The organism is Luteimonas padinae, assembly GCF_014652935.1.
GTDB classification, from domain to species: Bacteria; Pseudomonadota; Gammaproteobacteria; order Xanthomonadales; family Xanthomonadaceae; genus Luteimonas; species Luteimonas padinae.
Genome location: NZ_BMZT01000007.1, coordinates 190091 through 206525 on the forward strand (window position 1 = coordinate 190091; position 16435 = coordinate 206525).

15 protein-coding genes are annotated in these 16435 nt (G+C 72.8%); 8 read left to right on the forward strand and 7 right to left on the reverse strand.

From position 1 onward, the window contains the following. Positions 1-3: 3 nt before the first annotated feature. Both IE168_RS09880 and glnE read left to right on the forward strand, forming a co-directional pair. Positions 4-1620, forward strand: coding sequence for a phytoene desaturase family protein (locus tag IE168_RS09880; protein ID WP_189497747.1), 1617 nt, complete (start codon positions 4-6; stop codon positions 1618-1620). A 200-nt stretch (positions 1621-1820) separates the two neighbouring features. Further along, positions 1821-4697, forward strand: a complete 2877-nt coding sequence (gene glnE, locus IE168_RS09885) for a bifunctional [glutamate--ammonia ligase]-adenylyl-L-tyrosine phosphorylase/[glutamate--ammonia-ligase] adenylyltransferase (protein ID WP_189497749.1) — start codon at positions 1821-1823, stop codon at positions 4695-4697. A 123-nt stretch (positions 4698-4820) separates the two neighbouring features. Here glnE and IE168_RS09890 read toward each other — a convergent pair whose 3' ends face one another. Beyond that, complete coding sequence (locus IE168_RS09890; protein ID WP_189497751.1) at positions 4821-5747, reverse strand: phosphoribosylaminoimidazolesuccinocarboxamide synthase; 927 nt, start codon at positions 5745-5747, stop codon at positions 4821-4823. Positions 5748-5826: 79 nt separating this feature from the next. Between IE168_RS09890 and IE168_RS09895 the strand changes: the two genes are divergently transcribed. From IE168_RS09895 to IE168_RS09915, 5 genes are all read left to right on the forward strand, one after another. Next, positions 5827-6156 carry a J domain-containing protein gene (locus IE168_RS09895; RefSeq protein ID WP_189497753.1) on the forward strand — a complete coding sequence of 110 codons (330 nt, stop codon included), beginning with the start codon at positions 5827-5829 and terminating at the stop codon, positions 6154-6156. A gap of 93 nt (positions 6157-6249) precedes the next feature. Continuing rightward, positions 6250-6933: a ribulose-phosphate 3-epimerase gene (gene rpe / locus IE168_RS09900; protein ID WP_132998946.1), complete on the forward strand. Its 684-nt coding sequence runs from the start codon at positions 6250-6252 to the stop codon at positions 6931-6933. 40 nt (positions 6934-6973) lie between these two features. Next, positions 6974-7936, forward strand: coding sequence for a lipid kinase YegS (gene yegS, locus IE168_RS09905; RefSeq protein ID WP_189497755.1), 963 nt, complete (start codon positions 6974-6976; stop codon positions 7934-7936). After that, entirely contained in the window at positions 7933-9408 is a 1476-nt protein-coding gene (gene trpE / locus IE168_RS09910) for an anthranilate synthase component I (protein ID WP_189497757.1), read from the forward strand. The genes yegS and trpE overlap by 4 nt, the downstream gene beginning before the upstream one ends. A 23-nt stretch (positions 9409-9431) precedes the next feature. After that, positions 9432-10217: a hypothetical protein gene (locus IE168_RS09915; protein ID WP_189497759.1), complete on the forward strand. Its 786-nt coding sequence runs from the start codon at positions 9432-9434 to the stop codon at positions 10215-10217. Here the strand turns inward: IE168_RS09915 and IE168_RS09920 are convergent. Next, a complete protein-coding gene (locus IE168_RS09920; RefSeq protein ID WP_189497762.1) occupies positions 10130-10426 on the reverse strand; it encodes a DUF2249 domain-containing protein in 297 nt (98 codons plus the stop codon). The two genes, IE168_RS09915 and IE168_RS09920, sit on opposite strands and share 88 nt — an antisense overlap. A 65-nt stretch (positions 10427-10491) precedes the next feature. Beyond that, positions 10492-11394 (reverse strand): cytochrome c oxidase assembly protein, encoded by a 903-nt coding sequence (locus tag IE168_RS09925; protein ID WP_189497764.1) that lies wholly within the window; start codon positions 11392-11394, stop codon positions 10492-10494. Positions 11395-11529: 135 nt separating this feature from the next. Here IE168_RS09925 and IE168_RS09930 point away from each other — a divergent pair, with 135 nt between their 5' ends. Next, positions 11530-11988, forward strand: coding sequence for a CopD family protein (locus IE168_RS09930; RefSeq protein WP_189497766.1), 459 nt, complete (start codon positions 11530-11532; stop codon positions 11986-11988). A gap of 36 nt (positions 11989-12024) precedes the next feature. Here IE168_RS09930 and IE168_RS09935 read toward each other — a convergent pair whose 3' ends face one another. The 4 genes from IE168_RS09935 to IE168_RS09950 are packed head-to-tail and all read right to left on the reverse strand — an operon-like array spanning position 12025 to position 16269. Beyond that, positions 12025-12552, reverse strand: a complete 528-nt coding sequence (locus tag IE168_RS09935; protein ID WP_189497768.1) for a DUF2231 domain-containing protein — start codon at positions 12550-12552, stop codon at positions 12025-12027. Next, positions 12552-12968 carry a hypothetical protein gene (locus IE168_RS09940; RefSeq protein WP_189497770.1) on the reverse strand — a complete coding sequence of 139 codons (417 nt, stop codon included), beginning with the start codon at positions 12966-12968 and terminating at the stop codon, positions 12552-12554. The genes IE168_RS09935 and IE168_RS09940 overlap by 1 nt, the downstream gene beginning before the upstream one ends. Beyond that, the gene (gene ctaD, locus IE168_RS09945; RefSeq protein WP_189497772.1) at positions 12965-15481 is read right to left on the reverse strand and encodes a cytochrome c oxidase subunit I; all 2517 of its coding nucleotides are present in this window, start codon (positions 15479-15481) and stop codon (positions 12965-12967) included. Before ctaD ends, IE168_RS09940 begins: the two co-directional genes overlap by 4 nt. Next, positions 15478-16269: a cytochrome c oxidase subunit II gene (locus tag IE168_RS09950; protein WP_189497774.1), complete on the reverse strand. Its 792-nt coding sequence runs from the start codon at positions 16267-16269 to the stop codon at positions 15478-15480. Before IE168_RS09950 ends, ctaD begins: the two co-directional genes overlap by 4 nt. Positions 16270-16435: the final 166 nt, after the last annotated feature.

The window sequence follows — 16435 nt, forward strand, 5'->3', positions numbered from 1 at the left end:
GCCATGGCCGCGATCGATGACGTCATCATCATCGGCGGCGGCCACAACGGCCTGGTCTGCGCCGCCTACCTGGCCGGCGCCGGACTGAAGGTGCGGGTGCTGGAGCGTCGCGGCATCGTCGGAGGCGCGGCGGTGACCGAAGAGTTCCACCCCGGCTTCCGCAACTCGGTGGCCAGCTATACGGTCAGCCTGCTCAATCCGCGGGTGATCGCCGACCTGCGGCTGGCGCAGCACGGGCTGCGCGTGGTCGAGCGGCCGTACTCCAACTTCCTGCCGCTGCCCGATGGCCGCGCCTTCCGCCTGGGCGGCGAACACGGCCTGGCCGAAGTGGCGAAGTGGTCGGCGCGCGACGCGGAGCGGCTCCCGCTCTACTACGCCATGCTCGAGCGCGTGGTCGCGGTGCTGCGCGAGCTGATGCTGCTGACGCCGCCGAACGTGTCCGCCGGCTTCGTGCTTGGCGACTGGCTGGCATCGGCCGCGGTGGCGCGGCGCCTGGGCCGGCTCGACATGCGTGGCCGGCGCGACCTGCTCGACCTGTTCACAAAGTCGGCGGGCGAGCTCCTCGACCACTGGTTCGAGGGCGAGCCGCTGAAGGCGGCGCTGGGCTGGGATTCGGTGGTCGGCAATTTCGCCAGCCCCTATACGCCGGGCAGCGCCTACGTGCTGCTGCACCACGTGTTCGGCGAGGTCAACGGCCGCCAGGGCGCCTGGGGCCACGCCATCGGCGGCATGGGTGCGATCACGCAGGCGATGGCCGCCGAATGCGCGGCGCGTGGCGTCGTGGTCGAGACCGGCGCCGAGGTCGCCGAGGTGCTGGTCGAGGGCGGCCGCGCGTTGGGCGTGGCGCTGGCGGACGGCCGCACGCTGCGCGCCAGGGCCGTGGCCGGCAACGTCAATCCGAAGCTGCTGTACACGGCGCTGGTGCCGCGCGAGCACCTGGACGAGGACACCGCGCAGCGCTTCGAGCGCTACCGCTGCGGCTCCGGGACCTTCCGCATGAACGTGGCGCTGTCGGAGCTGCCCGACTTCACCGCCGCGCCGGGGACGTCGCTGCAGCCGCACCACCAGAGCGGCATCCTGGTGGGGCATTCCCTGCGCCACTTCGAGCAGGCCTGGTTCGATGCGAAGTCGAAGGCGTACAACCCGGGCTGGGCGCGCGCGCCGATCGTCGAACTGGTGATTTCGTCCACCCTGGACGACACGCTGGCGCCGCCCGGGCGGCACGTCGCCAGCCTGTTCTGCCAGCACGTCCACCCCGAGGTGGACGGCGGCTGGGACGCGCACCGGGACACGGTGGCGCGGCTGATGATCGCTACGGTCGACGCGGTGGCGCCGAATTTCCGCGCCAGCGTGCTGGGCTGCGAAGCGCTGTCGCCGCTCGACCTGGAGCGGCGCTTCGGGCTGACGGGCGGCGACATCTTCCACGGCGCGCTGGGGCTGGACCAGCTGTTTTCGGCGCGACCGGTGCTGGGCCAGGGAAACTACCGCGGCGCGCTCCCGGGCCTGTACCTGTGCGGATCGGGCACGCATCCGGGCGGCGGCGTCACCGGGCTGCCGGGCCGCAACGCCGCCCGCGAGATCGCCCGCGACCTGGGGCGGAGGCTGTCCGCCGGCACTTGACACATCCTGTACCGGCAAGTCCTGTTTTGCGGTGCAGCGTGCAAGTTGCATAACGCTTCCTTCACGATCGACCCGCACCCGACGTGGGGGAGGGAGCAAAGCCCGGAACGGTCCGCCGTTTCGGGCTTTTTTTCCGCCCGCCTTTCAGCGACCTGCGACGACGCGTCGGAGATCCGCGCCCCGCCTGCCACAATCCCGGCATGACGACCTCCCTGGACCCGCCCGGCGCCGGCGACGTGCCCGCCGCGCTCGACGCCCACGTGACCCGCCAGCTCGCGCGCCTGCCCGAAGCGGTCGTGGCCGGCGGCGACACGCTGCGCCGCGTGGCGGTGGCCAGCGACTTCGCGATCGAAGTGTTCGCGCGCCAGCCGGAGGTGCTGGCCGCGCTGCTCGACGATGCCGACGCGTTACCGCCGCCGCCCCGGCTCGATCCGGCGGCGCCCGACGCCTGGCCGGGCCTGCTGCGGCGCTGGCGCAGCGCCTGCTCGGCGCGCCTGGTCTGGCGCGACCTCGCCGGCCTGGACGACGTCGCCGCGACCCTGGACGGCAGCACCGCGCTGGCGGAGGACTGCCTCGGGCTTGCGCTGGCCGCGCTCGAGGCGCAGTTCGCCGGCCGCCACGGCGTGGTCCGCGACGCGGCCGGGGCGCCGGTGCGGTTGGTGGTGTTCGCGCTCGGCAAGCTCGGCGGCGGCGAGCTGAACTTCAGCTCCGACATCGACCTCGTCTACGCCTACGAATCCGCCGGCGAGAGCGACGGCGCGCGCCCGCTCGCGGCCGAGGAATACTTCGCCCGCCTGGGCCGCGCGCTCGCCAAGCTGCTCGACGAACCCACGGCCGACGGCTTCTGCCACCGCGTCGACCTGCGCCTGCGTCCGTTCGGCAACGCCGGGCGCGTGGCGCTGAGCTTCGCGGCGATGGAGCAGTACTTCCAGCGCGAAGGCCGCGACTGGGAGCGCTACGCCTGGCAGAAGGCGCGCCCGGTGGCCGGCGACCGCGAGGCCGGCGAGCGCTTCCTTGCGTCGCTGCGGCCCTTCGTCTATCGCCGATACCTCGATTACGGCGCGCTCGCCGGGCTGCGCGAGATGAAGGCCGCGATCGCCGCCGAGGTCGCGCGCAAGGAGCTGGCCGACGACATCAAGCGCGGGCCGGGCGGCATCCGCGAGATCGAGTTCCTGGTGCAGGCGCTGCAGCTGGTGCGAGGCGGGCGCGAGCCGGGGCTGCGCGGCCGGCGGCTGCTGCCGATGCTCGAGGCGCTGCGCGGGGCGCGGCAGGTGACGCCCGAAGCGGCCGCGGGGCTGGCCGAGGCCTACCGGGTCCTGCGCCGGCTGGAGAACCGCCTGCAGATGCTGCGCGACGCGCAGACCCACGTGCTGCCCGAGGCGCCGCTCGACCGCCTGCGCATCGCCCGCGGGCTGGGGCATGCCGACTGGGACGCGCTGGCGTCGGAGCTGGCGCCGGTACGCGCCCGCGTGGCGACGGAGTTCGGGGCACTGCTGTCGCAGCGCGACGAGGCGCGCGCCGACGTCGACGGCGACATCGCCGGCTACTGGCGCGCGCTGCCCGATGGCGGCGATGCCGCGGTGCTGGCCGCGGCCGGCTTCGGCGATCCCGGCGAGGTCGACGCCGCGCTGCGCGACTTCGCGCGCTCGCCCAGCGTGCGCGACCTGTCCGACGCCGCGCGCGCGCGCCTGGACCGGGTGATGCCGGTGATGCTGCAGGCCAGCGCGCCGGCCGATCGCCCGCTGCAGGCCATGCGCCGGCTGCTGGCGCTGCTGCACAACATCCTGCGCCGCGCCAGCTACCTGGCGCTTCTCGACGAGCAGCCGGCGGCGCTGGCGCGCCTGACCGGCCTGGTCACCCGCAGCGCCTTCCTCGCCGAGCGCGTGGCCGCGCATCCGCTGCTGCTCGACGAGCTGCTCGACCTGCGCGTGGAGGGCCCGATGCCGGGCCGCGACCAGATCGACGCCGCCTGCAGCGCGGCGCTGCAGCGCGACGACATCGAGGGCGCGCTGTTCGCGCTCAACGAGACCCGCCAGGCGCTGAGCTTCCGGATCGCGCTGGCCACGCTCGACGGCCGCCTTGCCGCCGTCGACAGCGCACGTCAGCTGGCCTGGCTGGCCGACAGCGTGGTCGGCGTGGTGGTGGAGCTGGCGCGGCGCGAGATGCAGGCCGCGCACGGCCAGGTGCCGGACGCGCCGTTCGCGGTGATCGGCTACGGCAGCCTGGGCGGCGAGGAGCTAGGCATCGGCTCCGACCTCGACCTGGTGTTCCTGTACGACGCGGCCGCCGACGCGCAGTCCGACGGCGCGCGGCCGCTGGAGGCGCAGCGCTGGTTCGCGCGGCTGGCGCAGAAGATCGTGCTGCTGCTCGGGACCACGACCGGCGCCGGCCGCCTGTACGAGGTCGACGTGCGCCTGCGTCCCGACGGCGGCAGCGGGCTGCTGGTGTCGTCGCTGGTCGCCTACGGCGAGTACCAGGGCGAGCGCGCCTGGACCTGGGAGCACCAGGCGCTGGTGCGCGCGCGCTGCATCGCCGGCGACGACGGCCTGCGTGACGCCTTCGAACGGGTGCGTGCCGCCGCGCTGGGGCGCCCGCGCGATCCGGCCGCGCTGGCGGCCGACGTGGCGGGCATGCGCGCGCGCATGCGCGCCAGCCTCGACCGCGGCAGCGAGGGCCTGTTCGACCTCAAGCAGGGCGAAGGCGGGCTGGTGGACCTGGAGTTCCTGCTGCAGGCGCTGGTGCTGGGACATGCCGCGACGCATCCCGCCCTGCTGGCGCCGCGCGCCACGCACGGGCTGATCGCCGCCGGCCGCGAGGCCGGCCTGCTCGACGCCGCCACCGCCTCCGGACTGCAGGACGCCCACGCCGCGCTGGTGGCGCTGGGCCTGGCGCATACCCTCGACCGCCGCGCACGGATCGTGCCGCACGGCGAGGCGCTGGGCGCCGCCCGCGCGGCCATCACCGCCGCGCTGCGCGCGGCCGGCCTGGACGCCACGAGTCCCGACGCACCCGCGCCTCCCGGCACACCCGCGCCCTCTGGCACATCTGCGCCCTCTGGCACATCTGCGCCCCTGTAGGAGCAGCTACAGCTGCGACCGCCCTGCAGCGCACGCTGCGCCGTGCGGCGCGTTCCACGCAGGAACGGGTCGCAGCTGTAGCTGCTCCTACACAGGAACGGGGCGGTTCCTGGCGGGCGTCTTTCAGCCGGCGTCGATGTCGATGCCGGCCAGCTGCTGCAGCGCTTCGGCGTACTTGGCGCGCGTGCGCTCGATCACTTCGGGCGGCAGGCGCGGGCCGGGGGCGGTCTTGTCCCAGTCCTGTGTCTCCAGCCAGTCGCGCACGAACTGCTTGTCGTAGCTCGGCGGGCTGGTGCCGACCTCGTAGGCGTCGGCCGGCCAGTAGCGCGAGGAGTCGGGCGTGAGCATCTCGTCCATCACGTACAGGCGGCCGTCGGCGTCGGTGCCGAACTCGAGCTTGGTGTCGGCCAGGATGATCCCGCGCGCGGCCGCGTACTCCGCGGCGAAGCCGTACAGCCGCAGCGTCGCGTCGCGCACCTGTTCGGCCAGCTCGGCGCCGATGGTGCGCACCATGGTGTCGAAGTCGATGTTCTCGTCGTGGTCGCCGGCGGCGGCCTTGGTCGAGGGCGTGAAGATCGGCTGCGGCAGCTGCTCCGCCTGGCGCAGGCCGTCAGGCAGCGCGATGCCGCTGACCCGCCCGGTGCGCTGGTAGTCCTTCCAGCCGCTGCCGATGAGGTAGCCGCGGGCGATGGCCTCCACCGGAACCGGCTTCAGCCGGCGGGTCACCACCGAGCGCAGCCGGTAGGGCGCGGGATCCACGCCGGCCGGCAGCACCGAGGCCACGTCGATGCCGGTGAGGTGATTGCGCACCAGGTGTTCGGTGCGGTCGAACCAGAAGTTCGAGACCTGGCACAGCATCTCGCCCTTGCCGGGGATCGGGTCGGGCAGGACGACGTCGAAGGCGCTGAGGCGGTCGGTGGCGACCATGAGCAGCAGCGGGCCGAACTCCCCGGGGCCGGAGCCGGGCGGAAGCGCGTAGACGTCGCGGACCTTGCCGCGGTGGAGCAGTTCGAGCCCGGGAAGATGGGCTTCGAGCAGGGTCGTTGCCATGGGTCGTCTTGGAGCCGTCGGGGGGGCATTGTAGCGATGCGCGGCCGCGCGTGCGGGCGGCCACGGTAGAATCGCGCGCATGAAGCGCTCGTATGGAAAGGTCCTGGGATTCATCGCCGGCTGGCTGCTGATGCGGCATCCGGCGGGCGGCCTGATCGGGCTGCTGATCGGGCATGCCTTCGACAGCGACTGGTTCCGGGTGGCGGCCAACGATGCCTACGCCGTGCTCGGCGTGGAGCGCGACGCCAGCGACATCGAGATCGACCTTGCCTACCGCCGGCTGATCGCGCAGGTCCACCCGGACCGCATGGCCGGCGCCGCGCCCGAACTGCTCGAACAGGCGCAGAAGCGCGCCGCCGACATCAACCGCGCCTACGACCGCATCCGCAAGAAGCGCGGCCGCCGCTAGCGCCATTCGCCTTCCGGGCCGACGGCCGCCAGGTGCCCGGCGCCGGGCGGTGCCGGTGCCACCCTTCCACCGTTCCCAACGCGAGCCCTCACCATGCAGCCCACCGTCATCGCCCCCTCCATCCTTTCGGCGGACTTCGCCCGCCTCGGCGAGGAGGTCGACCACGTGCTCGCCGCCGGCGCCGACTGGGTGCACTTCGACGTGATGGACAACCACTACGTGCCCAACCTCACCATCGGGCCGCTGGTGTGCAGCGCGTTGAGGAAGCACGGCGTGACCGCGCCGATCGACGTGCACCTGATGGTGTCGCCGGTGGACCGCATCGTCGGCGACTTCGCCGAGGCCGGCGCGACCCTGATCAGCTTCCATCCCGAAGCCAGCAGCCACGTCCACCGCACGATCCAGCTGATCCGCTCCGCCGGCTGCCAGCCGGGCCTGGTGCTGAATCCGGCGACGCCGGTGGAGGTGCTGGACTACGTGCTCGATGAGCTCGACCTGGTGCTGCTGATGTCGGTGAACCCGGGCTTCGGCGGCCAGGCCTTCATCCCGTCCGCGCTGGACAAGCTGCGCAAGGTGCGCGAGCGGATCGACGCCAGCGGGCGCGCCGTGCGCCTGGAGATCGACGGCGGGGTGAAGCCGGACAACATCGGCGCGATCGCGGCCGCGGGTGCCGACACCTTCGTCGCCGGCTCGGCGATCTTCGGCCAGCCGGACTATGCCGACGTGGTGTCGCGGATGCGCCGCGAGGTCGCCCGCGCCTGCGGCGGCGCGCCGTGAGCCCCGGCCGAGATCACGGCCGCAGCGACGGGACGCCGGCATGACCACGCCCCGCTGGCTGCTGGTCATCAACGGCAAGGCCGCGGGCGACGACGCGCTGCGCGGGGCCGTGGTCGCGATGCGCGACCGCGGCGTGCACGTCGACGTGCGCGTGACCTGGGAACCCGGCGACGGCGCGCGCGAAGTGGATGAGGCCATCGCGGCGGGCGTCGACGCCGTGATCGCCGCCGGTGGCGACGGCACCCTGAGCGAGGTCGCGACCGCGCTGGCCGGCCGCGACGCCGGCCCCGGCGAGCTGCCCACGCTCGGGCTGGTGCCGATGGGCACCGCCAATGATTTCGCCTCGGCCGCCGGTCTCCCGGACGCGCCGCTGGCCGCGCTCGAACTGGTGCTGTCGCAGCCGGCGCGCGCCATCGACCTGCTGCGGCTTCAGAGCGAGGACGGCACGCACTGGGCCGCCAACCTCGCCAGCGGCGGCTTCGGCACCCAGGTCACGCTGGACACCGACGAAGGCCTGAAGAAGCTGCTCGGCGGACTGGCCTACCTAGTCACCGGCCTCGCGCGGCTGGGACGCATCGACCCGATCGAGGCGCGGATCAGCGGGCCGGGCTTCGGCTGGCGCGGCGGGTTCATCGCGCTGGGCATCGGCAACGGTCGCCAGGCTGGTGGTGGCCAGGCGCTGTGCCCGGACGCCCGGATCGACGACGGGCTGCTCGACCTCACCATCGTTCCCGGCCTCGAGGGCGAGGTCGGCGCCACCCTCGGCACGGTGCTGGCGGAGGGTCGCCACGCCGCGTTGGACCGCGTCGCCGTGCGCGCGCGCCTGCCGTGGATCGAGATCGAAGCCGACGCGCCGATGGTGCTCAATCTCGACGGCGAGCCGGTGGAAGGCCGCCTCTTCCGCGCCGAAGCGGTCGCCGGCCGCCTGCGCATGCACCTGCCGGACGACTGCGCGCTGCTGTCCCCCGGCGACGCCGATCCATCGCACACGGAGCCACGATGACCCCCGAACAGTTCCAGCAGCATGCCGACGCCGGCCACACCCGTATCCCGGTGGTGCGCGAAGTGCTGTCCGACCTCGACACGCCGCTGTCGGTCTACCTGAAGCTGGCCGACGGCCCGCACAGCTGCCTGTTCGAATCGGTCGAGGGCGGCGAGCGCTTCGGCCGCTACTCGATCATCGGCCTGCCGGCCACGCGCGTGCACGAGTTCCGCGGCCATCGCTACGCGCTGCGCGAGCATGGCGAAGTGGTGGCCGAGCGCGATGTCGCCGATCCCTTCGCCGAGGTCGAGCGCCTGCGCGCCGAGCAGTCGGTGCCCGAGGTCGAAGGCCTGCCCGGCTTCAGTGGCGGCCTGGTCGGCTGGTTCGGCTTCGAGACCATCGGCTACATCGAGCCGCGCCTGGCCGCGGATGCCGGCCTGCGCGACGAGCTGGGCACGCCCGACATCCTGCTGATGCAGTGCGACGAGCTGGCGGTATTCGACAACCTCAAGGGCCGGCTGTACCTGGTGGTGCACGCCGACCCGCGCGAACCGCAGGCGCTGGCGCGCGCGCAGCGCCGGCTCGATGCGCTGGTGCACCGCCTGCGCCAGGCCGGCACCGGCTACCCGGAAACCCTGCATCCGGCGGCGCTGCGCGAGGAGGATTTCGTCTCCGGCTTCACCCGCGAGGGCTTCATCGCCGCGGTGGCGAAGGTGAAGGAGTACATCGCCGGCGGCGATGTGTTCCAGGTGGTGCTGTCGCAGCGGCTGAGCGTGCCCTTCCAGGCGCGGCCGGTGGACGTGTACCGCGCGCTGCGGGCGCTCAATCCCTCGCCCTACATGTATTTCCTCGATGTCGGCGGCACCCAGGTGGTGGGCAGTTCGCCGGAGATCCTGGTGCGCATGCAGGGCGGCGAGGTGACGGTGCGCCCGATCGCCGGCACCCGTCCGCGCGGCGCGACGCCGGCCGACGACATGGCGCTGGAAGCGGAGCTGCTGGCCGACCCCAAGGAGCGCGCCGAGCACCTGATGCTGATCGACCTCGGCCGCAACGACGTCGGCCACGTCTCGGCGCCGGGCACGGTCGAAGTGGGCGAACAGTTCGTGGTCGAGCGCTACAGCCACGTCATGCACATCGTCAGCGAGGTCACCGGCAAGGTGCGCGAGGGCCTGTCCTATGCGGACGTGCTGCGCGCGACGTTTCCCGCGGGCACGGTCAGCGGCGCACCGAAGATCCGCGCGCTGGAAGTGATCCGCGAGCTGGAGCCGACCAAGCGCAACGTCTACGCCGGCAGCATCGGCTACATCGGCTGGAACGGCGACGCCGACATGGCGATCGCCATCCGCACCGCGGTGATCCAGGACGGCCGCCTGCACGTGCAGGCCGGCGCCGGCATCGTCTACGACTCCGACCCGGTGGCCGAGTGGGAGGAGACGATGAACAAGGGCCGCGCGCTGTTCCGCGCGGTGGCGCAGGCGGCCGGCGGGCTTTGAGCGCCGCGCTGCGCCGGAGCTGCGTGATCGCCGTGTCCGGGCTGGCCATGGCGCTTGCATCAGCTGCCGCCGCGGCCGGCCATCCATCGTCCGGCGTCGTGCCGGCGCAGGGCGCGGAGGGCGCGTCCGGCGGGGAGGCCGTGGTCCGTACGCAGGGGGCGTCGCTGTTCTACACCGGACCGATCACGCCGGAAGCCGTGGCGCGTGCGCGTGGCCTGCTGGAGGCGTCGCCGCAGGTGACCGAAGTGGTCATCCACTCCGAGGGCGGCGACGTGGAGGCGGGCATGGATTTTGGCGAAGCGATCCACGGGCGCGGGCTCGATGTCCGGGTGGAGGGCGGCCTGTGCATGTCGTCCTGCGCCAACTACGTCTTTCCCGCCGGGCGCCGCAAGACCATCGAACCGGGGAGCCTCGTGCTCTGGCATGGCTCGATGCTGCAGGATGGACTGGCCCGGGACGTCGACTTCTCGCGCGCCGAAGAGCAGCTTGGCCGTCCGTTGAGGTTTCTCGAACGCTGGCAGGCACGTCGCGCGGCGCGTGGATTCGTGCGCAGCAAGGGACGACGTCAGGACGCGTTCTACGATCGCATCGGCGTCGACGGCGCGATCACCGTGATCGGGCAGCGGCAGGGGTGCCGCTGCAACTGGACCCTGTCGATCGCTGACATGGCCCGGTTCGGCGTGCTCGATGTGTCCGCGCCCGCCGATTACGCCATGCCCGGCTATGCGGACGTGGCGTATCCCTGGGAGCTCGTCGAGGCGCGCACGATGAAGTCGATGACGATGGCGCCGGGCTCGCGCTGGCGGTAGGCGATCCCGATGCGGTCGCCGAAGCGGTCCTGGATCTGCGCCAGCAGCGGCAGCGGGTCGTGGTCGTTGACGAAGCGCATCGCCTCGCCGGGCTGCAGCGCGCCCAGCGCGCCGAAGATCGCGGAATGGCGGAAGCGCCGCGCGATGCCCCGGGCGTCGAAGGGGTGCGCGGTGTACTCGGGCGCGGCGGTGGTGGCGGCATCGCTCATGGCGGTCTCCTGTGGTCGGAACCGCAAGCGTGCGGCCGCGGCGGTGGCTGCGGCCATGATCCAGGTCAGGGCGCCGGCGATCGGCGCGACAGCCGCGCGAAGCCGTGCCACAGCAGCCACATCGCGCCGGCCAGGTAGGGGATGCAGCTCGGCACCCACATCAGCACGCCGGCCAGCTGCTGGTCGGCCATGACGTCGAGGCCGAGCTGCGGCGCGCGCTCGGCGTAGATGGGATAGAGCGGCCGCGGCGAGAAGGTGAGCAGCGCGCCGAGGAAGCCCATCTGCATCATCACCGCGACCATCGCCACCACGCCGGCCCCGGCGCCGACGTGCGGGTCGCGGATGCGCGTCCACATGGCGGCCCACAGCCACAGCCCCGAGGCCAGGAAGGTGCCGTGCATGGTCCAGTGCACAGGGTCGCTGTGCAGCGCGGCGGTCGTGGCCACCGGCAGGTGCCAGGCACACAGCACGACGCCGTGTGCGACCGAGGCCGCGGTGAGCGAACGGGCCGCGCGCGCCGAGGCCGCGCCCAGCGCGCGGTGCAGGCGGCGCGCGACCGCCGCCGGCAGCGCGTGCGCGGCCACCGCCAGCGGCTGCCCGGCCAGCAGCAGCGGCGGCACGAAGGCGATCAGCAGCATGTGCTGGGCGATGTGCGCGGCCAGCGACCATTCGCCGTAGGCGTCGAGCGGCCAGGTCGTGGACAGCAGCAGGACCCCGACGCCGATGACGGCGCTGGCGAAGCCGATGCGGGACACCCCGCCGCCGATGCCGGCCCGTCCCCAGAGCCGGCGCAGTCCGGCGGCGTACAGCAGCATCCAGGCCGCGAGCGGCACCAGCAGCCACGGCGAGGGTGAAAAGGCGGTGCCCAGCGTCGGCGGGTGCTCGTGGCCAGCGTGGGCGAAGGCGGGGCCGGTGGAGAGGACCAGCGCGGCTGCGATCAGCCGGGCGGCAGCGGACAGGGCGTACACATGCGGATGGCGTTCGGGCGTGGCAGGCACCGCGGCCCCGGTCTGCGCATGCGTCCGGTCGCGCGACGGTCGCGCCCACCACGGCCGCTTCGCATCGGAACGGGCAGACTGCTCCGGATTCCCTCGGGGCGCCCCATGTACTTCTGGCTGAAGATCCTGCATGTCTCGGCGATGGTCCTGTGGTTCGCGGGGCTGTTCTTCCTGCCGCGGCTGTTCGTGGCCCGGCACCGCGGCGAGCGCGACGCCGCCGCGGCTTATTTCAACGCCACCGCCAACACGCTCTACTTCCGCATGGCCACGCCCGCGGCGCTGGTGGCGGTGGCCAGCGGCATGGCGCTGATCGCCTACGGCCCCGGGGGCGCGTGGCTGGTCATGAAGCTCGTGATCGTGGCCGGCGCGGTGTGCGTGCATCTCTACATGGGCATGGTGCTGTACGAGCTCGGCCAGGGGCGCGACCGGCACGGTGCATGGTTTTACCGCCTGCTGGGCTGGGCGCCGCTGCTGCTGCTGCTCGCGATTGCCGCGCTCACCGGCGCCAAGCCGCCCACCGTCGGCGACCTCCCGCCACCGCCGGGAGCCGCCGGCCGGCCCTGAATCGTGCCGCCACGGGCAAGGCGCGCGGCGCACGGCTCAGGCCTCCGGCGGGGCATCCGGCCCCCGGTCCTCGGTGCCCGGATGCCCGGCCACGCCGATGCCGTGGTGGAAGCTCAGCCCGCCGCCCAGCCAGCCGGCCACGCCCACCAGCAGCGCCATCACCGACGACAGCAGCAGGCCCCAGGGCCAGACCGCGGCCACCGGATCCTCCCAGCGCAGCCAGGTGTTGGCCGCGGCGATCGCCAGCAGCATCACCGCCGCCAGCGCGTGGCTCCAGGCCGAGACGTGGCGACGCACCACCGGGATCAGCAGCAGGTCCACCGTGCCCACCGCCGCGGCCACCAGTCCAAGTGCCAGGCCGGCGGCGCTGAGCACCATCGCCATTTGCGCCCAGAAAGCGAGCCCGCTCCAGAGGTGCAGCAGGTCCAGCGGTGCCACCACCATCAGGAAGGCGATCGGGAACACCACCAGCATCGGATGCACCGGATGCTTGCGGATCGCGACCCGGCTTTCGACCGTGCGGCTGAGCTGCGGCGGCTTCGGCGGCTTGAGCGATTCGGGCATCAGGCGCACCCCGGGAGCAGCAGCACGGGAATCGTGGTGAACAGCACGGCGACCACGGACAGCGCGCTGAGCAGCGCGGTGAGGGTGGCGGCGAAGCGGCGGCGCGAGGCGAGCAGCGGACTGGAGCGGTCGTCTTCCGACACGCGCCGGGCGCGCAGGGCGCGGACGCCCATCCACGCCAGCGCGGCGAACGCGGCTGCGGTCAGCGCAAGCACCCACCACGTCAGCGTGTGCAGGCCCGCAAGGCGCGGATTGGCGAGGTCTTCTCCGCACGTCACACCCTGCAGCGAATACACCACCACCAAGTGCAGCGCCCAGACCACCATCGGCGCGGCGATGCCGGTCAGGCGATACGGCGACAGGGGGCCGTGCGTGCGCGGTGGTGGCAGTGGATCGCGTGGCGTGTCCTTGCTCATGCCAGCCTCGGGAAGAGATGGATCACGCCCCAGGCGAGCACGCCCTGGGCCACGGTGTAGCGCCACAGCCCGGCGGTAACGCGTGCTTCGAGCGGGCGCGCCGCGGTGACCAGGTTCCGGCGCAGCCGCGCGGCCACGAACGCGGCGAACAGCATCGCCAGCAGCACGTGCACGATGTGGAATCCGGCCAGCGTCCAGGCCACCGAGGCATAGGCGTGCGTGCCCGGCGCGCCGGTGGGCGCCATCGCCCAGGCCTGGGCGACGAGAAAGCCCGTGCCCAGCAGCCCTGTCGCCAGCCAGCCCGCCGCCGCCCGGCCGCGTGCGTCGCTGCGCAGTGCGCGGGTGGCGAACTGCGCGGCTCCGGCGCAGGCGGCGAGCAGCACCAGCGAGGTGATCGCCGCCGGCCAGCCAGCGATGGCGATCCCCGCCGGCGGCCAGGCCTCGGTGCCCAGCCACAGGTAGAAGTAGCTAAACACCAAGGACGCGAACAGCGAACCGTCCACCAGCAGCGACATCACCAGCGCCCACCAGCCCGGCGCGTTGCGCGCGGCGCCCTGCGTGGGCAGCACCAGGCCCGGCTCGGCCTCGACGGCGTCGGGGCCGCCGGGATCGCCCGTGGTCCAGGCCCAGCGCCATAAGACCGCGAACAGCGGCAACGCCATCGCCAGTGCCAGCCAGTACAGCTTGGCGATGAAACAGGCCAGCAGCATCGCCAGCACCAGCGCCGCGACCAGCGGCAGCCAGGTCGGACCCGACACGCGGATGACCTGCTCGGGGCGCGCATCCAGCAGGCTGGAGCCGATCAGCTCGCGCACGCCGTGGCGCGCATCGCCCAGCAGGCCGTCGGGGCGCGAAGTGGCCTCGGCCAGCATCGGATCCGCCCACAGCGCATCGCGGCCCTGCACGCGCGGCACCGAGGCGAAGTTGAAGTTCGGCACCGGGTGCTGCATCGCCCATTCCAGCGTGCCCGCGCGCCAGGGGTTGCGGCGCGCGCGGGGCCCGTGGCGGAAGCTCAGCGCCACGTCCACGAGCACCGCCACCATGCCCACCGCAAGCACGAAGCCGGCGGCGGTGGACACCAGGTTGAGCCAGTGGAAACCCAGCTCCGGCAGGTAGGTGTACGAGCGCCGCGGCATGCCGAGCAGGCCGGTGAGGTACATCGGCAGGAAGGTCAGGTTGAAGCCGATGAAGACCAGCCAGAACGCGGTGCGGCTGAGGCTCTCCGAGGGCTCGCGCCCGCTCGCCAGCGGCAGCCAGTAGTACAGGCCGGCGAACAGCGGGAACATCAGCCCGCCGATCAGCACGTGGTGCAGGTGCGCGACCACGAAGTGGCTGTCGTGCGCCTGCCAGTCGAAGGGCACCATTGCCACCATCACGCCGGTCAGGCCGCCGGGCACGAAGACGAAGAAGAAGCCGAACAGGTACAGCGTCGGCACCCGCAGCCAGGGACGCCCTGCCCACAGCGTCGCGATCCAGGCGAAGACCTGGATGCCCATCGGGATCGCCACCGCCATGCTCGCCGCGCTGAAGAAGGCCAGCGCCAGCAGCGGGATGCCGACGGTGAACATGTGGTGCACCCACAGCCCGAAGCTGAGGAAGCCCGTGCCCACCAGCGCCAGCACGATCCAGGTGTAGCCGACCATCGGCCGGCGCGCGAAGGTCGAGACCACCATCGACACCACGCCGGCCGCCGGCAGGAAGATGATGTAGACCTCGGGGTGCCCGAACAGCCAGAACAGGTGCTGCCAGAGCAGCGGGTCGCCGCCCAGCGCCGGATCGAAGAACACGAAGCCGAAGGCGCGCTGGATCTCGAGCAGGATGCTGGCCAGGATCAGCGGCGGGAAGCCGAACACGATCATGAAGCTGGTCACCAGCATCGCCCAGGCGAACAGCGGGATCCGCCGCAGGTCCATGCCCGGCGCGCGGCCGATCAGGATGGCGACGATCATCTCCACCGCCGCGGCCACCGCGGCGATCTCGGAGAAGGTCACGCCGATCAGCCAGAAATCGGCGTTGAGGCCCGGCGACCAGGTGGCGTCGGTCAGCGGCACGTACATGAACCAGCCCGAGTCCGGCACCGCGTCGAACAGGAAGCTCGAGTAGAGGAACAGGCCGCCGAACAGGTAGCACCAGTAGCCGAAGGCCGACAGCCGCGGGAAGGGCAGGTCGCGCGCGCCGAGCATCTTCGGCACCAGGTACAGCGCGAAGCCCTCCATGATCGGCACCGCGAACAGGAACATCATCGTCGTGCCGTGCATGGTCACGAACTCGGCGTAACGCTGCGGATCCAGCACCTCGTTGCCGAACCAGGCCAGCTGCAGCCGGATGAACATCGACAGCAGGCCGCCGATGAGGAAGAAGGCGAGGCCGGTGACGATGAAGCGCAGGCCGATGGTGGAGTGGTTGACCGCGGTCAGGCGGCCGCGCCAGCCGGGCGGCGTGGACCAGGTGTCGTGGAGGGCTTGGAGGCGCTCGTCTTCGGGGGTGGCGGTGGACGGTGCGACGGCGCTCATCGTGGCGTCCGCCGTGCGTTGTCCAGCCGGATCGCGTCACCGGGTTCCAGGCGGTCCAGCGCCTCAAGCGCGCGCGCGTCTGCGGACGACACCGCCTCGGGAACGCGGGCCGACGCCTGCCGCGCGAGCCAGGCGGCGTGCGCGGCGTCGTCCTGCACCAGCACGTCGAAGGCCATGTTCGTGTGCCCGGTGCCGCAGTATTCGGCGCACTGGCCGCGGATGCGGCCTTCGCCGTCGGCGCGCAGGCGCAGGCGGTTCACGCGGCCGGGCACCGCGTCGATCTTGCCGCCCAGGCGCGGGATCCAGAACGAATGGATGACGTCGGCGCTGGTGATGTGGAACTCGACCAGGCGCCCGCGCGGCATCGACAGCACGTCCAGCGATTCGCCCACGACGCGGCCGTCGGCATCGCGGTAGAGGAAATGCCAGCGCCAGCGCCCGGCGACCACGTCCACGCGCGCATCCACCTCCTGGCCCAGGCCGGTGATGCGCGCGCTCGACACCGAGCCGTACACCAGCAGTCCGGCCAGCAGCAGCGGCGGCAGCACCAGCCCACCGCCGACGATCAGGTGCTGCGGCTTCGCCAGCGCGCGCGTGTTGCGGCCGCGGTACAGCGCCCAGCCCACCAGCGCCATCACCAGCAGCCACACCGCCAGCGCGCCCCAGAACATCGCCCACCAGATGCCGGCAATGCCCGCGGCCGCCGGCCCCGCCGGATCCAGCGTGGACTGCGGCCCGGTGCAGCCCGCGGCGGCGAGTGGCCACAGCGCGCCGGCTGGCAGCCGCATGCGGGATGCGATGGTCGCGATGGTGTCCCCTCCCTGCTGGCCCCGCTGCGCAGGCGGCCCCGGCGTGAACCCGAGAGGCTAGCCAGCAGCGTGGACAGCGAATGTGAACGCGCACCGCCGCGGAACTTTCGGCGAGAATGGACGGCTTCCGGTGGCGCTGCCGCCA

Bases quoted from the DNA above. Each gene is read 5' to 3' on its own strand.
- IE168_RS09880 (WP_189497747.1), top strand. From the start codon at position 4: ATGGCCGCGATCGATGACGTCATCATCATCGGCGGCGGCCACAACGGC.
- glnE (WP_189497749.1), top strand. From the start codon at position 1,821: ATGACGACCTCCCTGGACCCGCCCGGCGCCGGCGACGTGCCCGCCGCG.
- IE168_RS09890 (WP_189497751.1), bottom strand. From the start codon at position 5,747: ATGGCAACGACCCTGCTCGAAGCCCATCTTCCCGGGCTCGAACTGCTC.
- IE168_RS09895 (WP_189497753.1), top strand. From the start codon at position 5,827: ATGAAGCGCTCGTATGGAAAGGTCCTGGGATTCATCGCCGGCTGGCTG.
- rpe (WP_132998946.1), top strand. From the start codon at position 6,250: ATGCAGCCCACCGTCATCGCCCCCTCCATCCTTTCGGCGGACTTCGCC.
- yegS (WP_189497755.1), top strand. From the start codon at position 6,974: ATGACCACGCCCCGCTGGCTGCTGGTCATCAACGGCAAGGCCGCGGGC.
- trpE (WP_189497757.1), top strand. From the start codon at position 7,933: ATGACCCCCGAACAGTTCCAGCAGCATGCCGACGCCGGCCACACCCGT.
- IE168_RS09920 (WP_189497762.1), bottom strand. From the start codon at position 10,426: ATGAGCGATGCCGCCACCACCGCCGCGCCCGAGTACACCGCGCACCCC.
- IE168_RS09930 (WP_189497766.1), top strand. From the start codon at position 11,530: ATGTACTTCTGGCTGAAGATCCTGCATGTCTCGGCGATGGTCCTGTGG.
- IE168_RS09935 (WP_189497768.1), bottom strand. From the start codon at position 12,552: ATGCCCGAATCGCTCAAGCCGCCGAAGCCGCCGCAGCTCAGCCGCACG.
- IE168_RS09940 (WP_189497770.1), bottom strand. From the start codon at position 12,968: ATGAGCAAGGACACGCCACGCGATCCACTGCCACCACCGCGCACGCAC.
- ctaD (WP_189497772.1), bottom strand. From the start codon at position 15,481: ATGAGCGCCGTCGCACCGTCCACCGCCACCCCCGAAGACGAGCGCCTC.
- IE168_RS09950 (WP_189497774.1), bottom strand. From the start codon at position 16,269: ATGCGGCTGCCAGCCGGCGCGCTGTGGCCACTCGCCGCCGCGGGCTGC.